8 protein-coding genes are annotated in these 8,447 nt (G+C 72.5%); 5 read left to right on the forward strand and 3 right to left on the reverse strand.

Going from position 1 to position 8,447, the window contains the following annotated elements; translation table 11 throughout:
• Both PROKR_RS08330 and PROKR_RS08335 read left to right on the forward strand, forming a co-directional pair.
• Positions 1-1,013: alpha-hydroxy-acid oxidizing protein (locus PROKR_RS08330; RefSeq protein ID WP_051432790.1), on the forward strand; the 1,013-nt coding region annotated here is incomplete at its 5' end.
• 97 nt (positions 1,014-1,110) lie between these two features.
• A complete protein-coding gene (locus PROKR_RS08335) occupies positions 1,111-2,571 on the forward strand; it encodes an MFS transporter (protein ID WP_036961807.1) in 1,461 nt (486 codons plus the stop codon).
• Positions 2,572-2,579: 8 nt separating this feature from the next.
• Here PROKR_RS08335 and PROKR_RS08340 read toward each other — a convergent pair whose 3' ends face one another.
• Positions 2,580-3,806, reverse strand: coding sequence for a sigma-70 family RNA polymerase sigma factor (locus PROKR_RS08340; RefSeq protein WP_036961809.1), 1,227 nt, complete (start codon positions 3,804-3,806; stop codon positions 2,580-2,582).
• 139 nt (positions 3,807-3,945) lie between these two features.
• Here PROKR_RS08340 and PROKR_RS30620 point away from each other — a divergent pair, with 139 nt between their 5' ends.
• Positions 3,946-4,314, forward strand: coding sequence for a DUF2568 domain-containing protein (locus PROKR_RS30620; protein ID WP_169736356.1), 369 nt, complete (start codon positions 3,946-3,948; stop codon positions 4,312-4,314).
• Positions 4,315-4,328: 14 nt separating this feature from the next.
• On the opposite strand, the gene PROKR_RS08350 is transcribed toward PROKR_RS30620, so the two are convergent.
• On the reverse strand, positions 4,329-4,685 hold the full coding sequence (locus tag PROKR_RS08350) for an iron chaperone (protein ID WP_036961812.1): 357 nt from the start codon (positions 4,683-4,685) through the stop codon (positions 4,329-4,331).
• 331 nt (positions 4,686-5,016) lie between these two features.
• On the opposite strand from PROKR_RS08350, the gene PROKR_RS08355 reads away from it, so the two are divergent.
• The gene (locus PROKR_RS08355; RefSeq protein ID WP_157601962.1) at positions 5,017-6,744 is read left to right on the forward strand and encodes an HNH endonuclease signature motif containing protein; all 1,728 of its coding nucleotides are present in this window, start codon (positions 5,017-5,019) and stop codon (positions 6,742-6,744) included.
• A 291-nt stretch (positions 6,745-7,035) separates the two neighbouring features.
• Here PROKR_RS08355 and PROKR_RS08360 read toward each other — a convergent pair whose 3' ends face one another.
• Positions 7,036-7,824 carry an SDR family NAD(P)-dependent oxidoreductase gene (locus PROKR_RS08360; RefSeq protein ID WP_036961816.1) on the reverse strand — a complete coding sequence of 263 codons (789 nt, stop codon included), beginning with the start codon at positions 7,822-7,824 and terminating at the stop codon, positions 7,036-7,038.
• Positions 7,825-7,932: 108 nt separating this feature from the next.
• Here PROKR_RS08360 and PROKR_RS08365 point away from each other — a divergent pair, with 108 nt between their 5' ends.
• Entirely contained in the window at positions 7,933-8,376 is a 444-nt protein-coding gene (locus tag PROKR_RS08365; protein ID WP_245605751.1) for a winged helix-turn-helix transcriptional regulator, read from the forward strand.
• Positions 8,377-8,447: the final 71 nt, after the last annotated feature.

Here is an 8,447-nt window from a genome sequence, read left to right on the forward strand (position 1 = left end):
GCGGCGGCCGGGGCGCGGCGCCGGGCAACGCGGAGCCCGCCCTGTCCCGGGCCGCCCGCGACCTCGGCCTGCCCGTCGTCATCTCGTCCCAGGCGTCCACGCCCATGGAACAGACCGCAGCTGCCCTCGGCGACAGCCCACGCTGGTTCCAGCTCTACTGGTCGTCCGACGACGCCCTGGTCGAGTCCTTCGTGTCCCGCGCCGAGGCCAGCGGCTGCGAGGCGATCGTCGTGACCGTCGACACCCATGTGCTCGGCTGGCGTACCGCCGACCTCGACCTGGGCTACCTGCCGTTCGCCCGCGCCGAGGGCATCGCCCAGTACCTCAGCGACCCGGTCTTCCGTGGGCTCGTGGAAGCGCGGGTGCGAAAGGCGGCGTCGGCGGGGGAGGAGGTGACATCGGAGCGGCCCACGCCCGCCGCCGTCCGCTCCCTGCTGTCCATGGCGCGCCACCACCCCGGCCCCACCCTGCGGAACCTCACCCAGCCGCACGCCCGCGCCGCCGTCGAGACCTTCCTCGACGTCTTCTCGCGCTCCACCCTCACGTGGGCCGACCTCGCCTGGCTGCGCGAACGCACCACCCTGCCCATCCTCGTCAAAGGCATCCAGCACCCCGACGACGCCCGCGCCGCCCTCGACCACGGGGCCGACGGCATCATCGTGTCCAACCACGGCGGCCGCCAGATCGACAACGCCGTCGCCTCGATCGACGCGCTCGGACCCGTGGTCGACGTCGTGCGGGAGCGGACGGGGGCGTCCGGTCCGGGAACGGACGGCTCGGTTCCCGTTCTCTTCGACTCCGGCATCCGCACCGGCGCCGACGTCTTCACCGCCGTCGCCCTCGGCGCCGACGCCGTCCTCCTGGGCCGCCCCTGGGTCTACGGCCTCGCCCTGGCCGGAGCCGACGGCGTCCGCGCCGTCGCCGAGCACGTGCTGGCAGAGCTCGACCTGACCATGGCGCTCGCGGGCGTGTCAGGGGTCGAGCAGATCGGGCGACACAACCTCACGCTCTGACGTGCGTGCCTGACGTGCGCCGTCCGACCTGCTGGTCGGTATGAGATCGTGACCGCTCCAGCACCCACGGTTCACGCGACCCGGGCAGACTGCGGCCATGACCGACGCCGTTCCCGGACCCGACCCGCAGGCGCACCCTGCCGGCGAGACCCCGAAGCCCCCGAAGATGGGCCTCGAGCTGCAGGAGGGGGCGCGGATCCCGCGCCGCCAGGTGATCTCCTGGGCACTGTGGGACTGGGGTACCCAGCCGTTCAACACGGTGATCCTCACGTTCGTGTTCACCGCGCTGTACCTGACCACGGAGTCGTTCCTCGACCCGGCGGTCGTGGCGCTGGGCAAGGACGACCCCGCCTACCAGCACGGCCTGGCCGAGCTGAGCAGCGGGGTGGGCCTGTGGAACACCCTCGCGGGTCTGCTCATCCTCTTCCTCGCGCCCGTGCTCGGGCAGCGCGCCGACGCCACCGGGCGGCGCAAGGTGTGGCTCGCCGGCGGGACGGCGGGCATGGTCCTGTGCATGCTCGCGCTGTGGTTCGTCGAGGCCGACCCGGCCTACTTCGTGCTCGGCGCCGCGCTGATCGGCCTGGGCAGCGTGCTCAACGAGATCGCCGGCGTGAACTACAACGCCATGATGGTCTCCGTCGCCACGCCGAGGACCGTCGGCAAGGTGTCCGGGCTCGGCTGGGGGCTCGGCTACGTCGGCGGCATCCTGGCGCTCCTGTTCGTGGTGATCGCCAACGGCGCCGACTGGTGGGGCATGCCCACCGACAACGGGCTCGCCTTCCGCGTGATCGCCGTGGGCTGCGCGCTCTGGGCGCTGGCGTTCGCCTGGCCGATCCTGGCCTTCGTGCCGGAGCTCCCGCCCACCAAGGGCCGCGCCACCGTCGGGTTCTTCGCCAGCTACGCGGTGCTCTACCGCGACATCAAGGGCCTGTGGCACACGTCGCGCCGCACCTTCTGGTTCCTGCTGGCCAGCGCCGTGTACCGCGACGGACTGAGCGGCGTCTTCGCGTTCGGCGCGATCATCGGTGGCGTCAGCTTCGGGTTCTCCGCCGACCAGGTCATCGTCTTCGGCATCGCAGCCAACCTCGTGGCCGGGGCGAGCACGGTCCTCGTGGGCTTCGCCGACGACCGCTTCGGCCCGCGCTCCGTCATCCTCAGCACGCTCGGCGTCATCGTCGTGGCCGGTCTCGGGGTCGTGTTCCTGCGCGACCTCGGCCCCGTCGTCTACTGGGTGGGCGGCCTGATCCTCTCGGCGTGCGTCGGCCCGGCCCAGGCCGCGTCCCGGTCCTACCTCGCCCGCGTGACGCCGGCCGGCAAGGAGTCCGAGATCTTCGGCCTCTACGCCACGACGGGCCGCGCCACGTCCTGGATGTCCAGCGCCCTGTGGACGATCACCATCGCCGCGACGGGCGCGACCATCTGGGGCACCCTCGGCATCGTCGCGGTGGTGCTCATGGGCCTCGTGATGATGTGGTTCGTGCGTGAGGCGCCCTTGGCGGGCGCCGACAGCCCGGCCGGGCCGACGGCGGAACCGACGGAGGACCGGTCCACGGTCTGACGGGTGTTCTAGTCCTCGGACGTCTGGTTCTCGGGATCCTCGGTCTCGGCGGCCCGGTGCGCTGCGGCGCGCCGGGCCGCCGTCCGCTCCTCCAGCGCGTGCCGGAGCGCGGCCTGGACCCGGTCGAGGTCCGCGAGCGGCCCCAGGTGCCCGAGCTTGCGCGGGTTGATCACACCGCGGATGCCCGAGAGCCGTCCGTCCGTCACCTCGAACGACCAGGTGCCGATCAGGCCACCGCCCACGACGTCGTCGGCCACGATGAGGAGGCCCGGCTCGCCGCCCACGAGCGCCCGCTCGAAGTGGACCGGCGCGCCCCGGCTGATGAAGGAAGCCAGCATGCGGGCGACGGTCACCCGCCCGGCGACCGGCCGGACGATGGACATGCCCTGCGGCACGTTCCCGCCGCCGTCGCCCGTGAGCACGACGTCCTCGGTCAGCAGTTCGAGGAACGAGTCCACCGCACCCTCCTCGCACGCGGCCAGGAACCGGGACACGAGCTGCTCGGCCCGAGCCCGGTCGGGGGTGCTGCGCAGCGAGGAGCTCTGTGTCCGGGCCGGTGTTTCGGTGGGGGCCTGAGCCCGTGTCCTGGCCTGTGTCTGGGCCTCGGCGAGGGCCGGGACCCGGGCCGGTGCGGTCGCCGCGATCCGGCGTCGGGCACGTGAAGCCAGCTGGCGCGCCGCGACCTCGCTGGTGCCGATCACCCCGGCAGCCTCGCTGTGCGGAAAGCCGAGCACGTCGTGCAGCAGGAACGCCGCCCGCTCTGTGGGGGTGAGGGTCTCCAGCAGCACCAGGAACGCGGTCGAGAGATCGTCGGCGAGCTCGGCATGCCGTGCGACGTCGGGCGCGGGCGTGCCCATCGCCACCGGCAGATACGGCACCGCGCCGACCAGCGGCTCGGGCAGCCACTCACCCACGTACGACTCCCGCCGGACCCGCGCCGAACGCAGCACGTCGATCGCGATCCGCGTGGTGACCGTGGTGATGAACGCGTCGGGGTTACGCACGTCAGGAGCCTGCGCGACGCGCGTCAGCGCCTCCTGCACCACGTCCTCCGCCTCGGCGACACTGCCGAGCATCCGGTACGCCACCGTGAACGACAGCGGACGGAGGCGCTCCAGCGCGGCGTCGTCCAGGAACGACGCGCCGGACCGCGGCGGAGCGAGCTGCTCCGTGTCCCGCGACCCTGGTCGGTCCGTACCTGCCGAGGGGGTCGCCGAGGCGCGGGGATCCGTCATGCGCACATGCTCTCGCGTCATGCCCCCTTGACGGGACAGCGGCGCGAAACGTGACAGCGGGATCGGAGTCCGGCTCGTCCCCGCGTCCGGCGAGCATGATCGTGTTGCCCGCTCCCGCGCGGACCGTACTCTTGCGCGCGTGAGAACAACCGCTCTCGTCGTGCGCTTTCTCCTCGAGCTCGCCCTGGCCGCCGCGGCCGGCTACGCCGCCTGGAATCTGGCCGACGGCGGATGGCGCGCCGCCGTCGTCCTGCTCGCGCCGATCAGCGTCATCGCGCTGTGGGCGACCTTCCTCTCGCCGAAGGCGCTCGTGGCGATCCCGCCGTGGTCGCGGATCCTCCTGGAGGCGCTCCTCTGCGGCGGCGTCGGATACCTGTGCTGGCTCGCCGGCGCCCAGGCCGCCGGACCGGCGCTCGCGGTCCTGTGGGCCGTCGACCGTGCGGTGCTGTGGCTGACGCGCGGCACGCCCAGCGTCCTGGAGCCCGAGGGCGCGGCCCGGGAGCGCTGAGCGCGCGGAGGTCGTCAGCGCGACCGCATGGCATCGATCTCGTCGCGGCGGAACAGGACGAGGCGGTCCAGGACGTCGTCGGGCAGCGGGTTGTCCGGTGTGAACCGGACGGTGCCCCTCGACGTCGAGAAGCCGGCGAGGTCGGGTGCGAGCGCGTCGATCGCGGGCGGGCTGAAGGGGTAGAGCCCGATGTGCTTCGCGGTCGCGCGCGCCGAGATGAGCGGGCTGCCGCGGTACCGCAGGGCGGCCATGCCGTAGCTCATGCCCTCGTCGGCGTCGGGCACGAGCTCGAGCGCGCGGGAACGTATGTGCTCGACGGCATCCTTGGCCGGACCGTCCAGGCCGGCGATGTACCTCGTGAACTCGGGCATGAGGACAGCCTCGCCAGGTCCGGCGGGTTCCGCGAGGGCTGGCGGCGCGCGGGTGTGGCGTGGGTTCGGTCGTTGCCGTGCCGGACGGGACGAAGAGTTATCCACAGATTTCAAATGTCCCTCGCGGTGCGTATGAACGTTCGAGACAATGGTGTCAGGCGAACGGCGAGGGCAGGGGGTGGCATCAGTGGATTCGGCGAACGAGACAGGCCCGGAGGGTGTGCCCCCGACTGGTGGGGACGGTAGGGCCGGTGGCTCTGGCTCTGGCTCTGGTGCTGGTGCTGGCTCTGGTGCTGGTGCTGGTGCTGGTGGGGCGTCGTTGGAGGCCGTGTTGGACCGGATCGAGGCCGCTGTCGGGGAGCTGGTCGGCCTGGTCGCGCCGGACGTGCTCGATGGTTGGGGTGCCCCGTCGGTCACGAGGTTGATGCAGGCTCACACCAGGATCCGTCGGGCGACCGGCCGGTTGGAGGGTGTGCGGTTGACGGTGCTGCCCCGGATCGAGGACGACGGTTCCTGGCGTACGGGTGGTATGTCGCGCACGTTCACGTCCTGGCTGCGGCTGCGTGAGGGTGTCGCGGCGGCCACGGCCCGGAGGGACGTGACCACAGCCCGCCGCCTGGCCCAGGCCCTGCCGGTCACGCGTGAGCGTCTGGTCGCTGGCACCCTGGGTGTGGACCATGCCCGGGTGATGAGCGAGGTCGCGCCCACCAGTCAGACCCGTCAGGACGCGTTGGCGTGGTTGGTCGACACCCGCACGGGGGAGACCACCACCCCGGAGGCGTTCGTCCAGACCGTTGCGGTGGATCTGCCCGACCCTGCTGATGACCCGGACGGCACCCGCACCCGCGAGACGATCACGGGCGTGCTGGAGGCCGGGATCAGGGACGGGGTCCTGGTTACCGGTGAGGGCTTGGTCCTGGGTGAAGCGCCGGTGTTGAACGCGGACCAGTTCCGGGTCGTGGCTCGCCGGTTCGCGTCGGTGACCGACCCGGACACCGACGACGTGCAGGACGACAAGGCCGCCCGGGGTGAGTTCCTGGACGTGTCCAAGACGCTGGGCGGGTACCACGTCGCGGGCTTCCTTACGGACGAGCACGGCCTGCTGGTCTCCACCGCGGTCACGGCACTGGTGGGTGCGCCGGCTGCGGGGGAGGACCGCGCCCCGGGGCAGCGTCGGGCGCAGGGTCTGGCGGACCTGGCGCGCCTGACCCTGGACGCGAACCTGGTCTCCCCGGGTGCGGGGATCGCGCCGCATCTGAACGTGACGGTGTCCTGGTCGGAGCTGGTCGCGCAGGTCACCCGGACCCGGGACGGGTTGTGCCTGACCTGCGGGCAAGCCACCCCAGGACGCCGGGCGTCCGGTGCCCGGGTGGGCATGCCGGGTGGGTGTGACAGCGGCAGCGCCGTAGGTCCGGTTGGCTCAGTCGGTAGCGCGGGTTCGGCGGGCAGCGCTGGTGAATCGGCTCTGCCTGGCGGGCCTCGTGGGCCTCGTGGAGCCAGCGGTCCTGGTGCTGGTCTGTTGGGTTCGGGTGGTGCGGTGTTCACGGAGTCCGGTGGTCGGGTTCCGCGGGGGTTGTTGCGCCGGCTGGCGTGTGACAGTGCGGTGACGCGGGTCGTGTTCGGTCCCGATGGTGCGGTGCTGGATGTCGGGCGGGCGCAGCGGACGGTCTCGGGGCAGATGCGTCGTGCGGTGATCGCTCGTGACGGGCATTGCGTGTTCCCGGGGTGTGATCAGCCGCCGTCGCGGTGCGAGGTGCATCACGCGGTCACGCACTGGGCCGATGGTGGGGGTACGTCGGTGTCGAACAGTGCGTTGTTGTGCTGGTTCCATCATCAGCTGGTCGATACCCGGGGCATCACGATGCACTGGTCCGGCAAACCCACCACCACGACCACGACGGACGTGGTGGGGGTGTTGCTGGAGTCGGGGTGGGTGTTCACCGACGCCCGTGGGCACCGTATCGGCCTGCCCGCGCCCGTGGGACCGGTCCTGGGTCATGGCCTGCCCGACGACCAGCCCGACGACCCGGCTGGCACACCGCCGGCCGCAGCCGCATGACCATCATGACCCGGCCGGGGTGACGGGTCGGCATGGCATGCGACCCGACCTGGCCACGACCCGACCGGGGTGACGGCTCGGCATGGCATGCGACCCGACCGGGGTCACGACCCGGACCGCACTGGAAAGGCCCGCACCGGTCCGGTCGGGGCCGAACCGGACGCAGCCCGACCGACCGCACCCGCTGCCCCGACAGCTGAGGGTGCTGCGAGTCGGTCAGATGGCACGGTCGCGCCCATGGCGCGGCGCGACCGTGCTCCTCGTCCTCTGCCGTTGGTTGGTGGCCCTGACCTACAAGCCCATCGCGTTCGCAACCACCTCGCGCTCCGCGCCGGTCGCGAGGTGCCAGACGGAGTCGGCGAGGTCGTCGGGGTCCAGCACCGCCCCTGGGGGCAGGTCGGAACCAGGCGTCCAGGCGAGGTTGCCGTCGTCACCAGCATCACCAGCGCCATCTTCACCGGCGTGCCCATGCCCAGCCGTCAGCAATCGGTGGATGTCGCCGCGTTCGATGAGCCCGCCGACCACCAGCGAGCCCACGTGGACGCCGTCGGGGGTGGTGGCCTCGGCGAGGGTCAGGGCGTAGGTGCGGAGGGCGGCCGAGGCCGGCGCGAAGGGGCCGAGGAACGGCAGCGGCACGACCGCGCTGAGCCCGGAGACGTAGACGATGGCGCCGGTGCCGCGATCACGCATGCCCGGCAGGACCAGGCCGGCGAGCTCGACGGCGGGGTCCACGACCTGGGCCGCGGCGGCGCGCACGTCGTCGGGGCTGGTCTCCAGGATGCCCATCGGGGCGGCCGAGGGGTTGTCCGCGCCCGGCCCGTGGTAGACGACGTCGATGGGGCCGAGCTCGGCGTGGACCTCGTCGATCGAGCGGCGCAGCTCGCCGGGCGCGCGGACGTCGGCGGCGACGGCGACGGCGCGGACGCCGCTCGCGCGCAGGTCGTCGAGGTAGGCCGGGTGCCGGTCGGCGCTGCGGGAGACCAGGCCGACCTGGTAGCCCTCCTTGCCGAACCGTCGGGCCACGGACATGCCGAGCCCGGGCCCGGCGCCCAGCACCAGCATCGTGGGGGAAGTGCTCACTCTTCTCTCCTGGTTCTTCGCGGCGGATCTCGCGGTGGATCTCGCGGTGGGTACGGTGACGACATCGATCCTCACTTCCCCGCGGACCTCTCGGAAGAAGGCACTTTCATGTCAGATGGGAACACCGGTGTGCCTCACCCCGACGCCCCTCACCCCGACGCGCCTCACCCCGACGCGCCTCACCCCGACGCCCACATGGTCGCCGCCGCCGTCGGCGGGCTGATGCCGGGCCGGGTGCCGGCCGCGGAGTACGAGGCGTGCCCCGTCACGCACGCGGTGCGGATGCTCGGCGACAAGTGGACGCTGCTCGTGCTGATGCTGCTCGCCGAGCGCGCGCACCGCTTCAACGATCTGCACCGGCGCGTGGACGGCATCAGCCAGCGGATGCTCACCCGCACCCTCCGCGCGCTGGAGGACGACGGGCTGGTCGCCCGGACCGTCTTCCCCACCGTGCCGCCCGGGGTCGAGTACGACCTCACCGAACGCGGCCGCGAGCTCCTGGTCCCGCTGTCGGCCCTGGCGGACTGGGTCGTGAAGGACCGGGCGGCATAGGCGCCCACCAGCTCCCGACCGGCCCAGGACCGGCCCAGGACGGGCCGCCGGTCGAACCGAGACGGCCCGAG

The sequence above is a fragment of the Promicromonospora kroppenstedtii DSM 19349 genome (genome assembly GCF_000515355.1).
In the GTDB taxonomy this organism is placed as follows: domain Bacteria; phylum Actinomycetota; class Actinomycetes; order Actinomycetales; family Cellulomonadaceae; genus Promicromonospora; species Promicromonospora kroppenstedtii.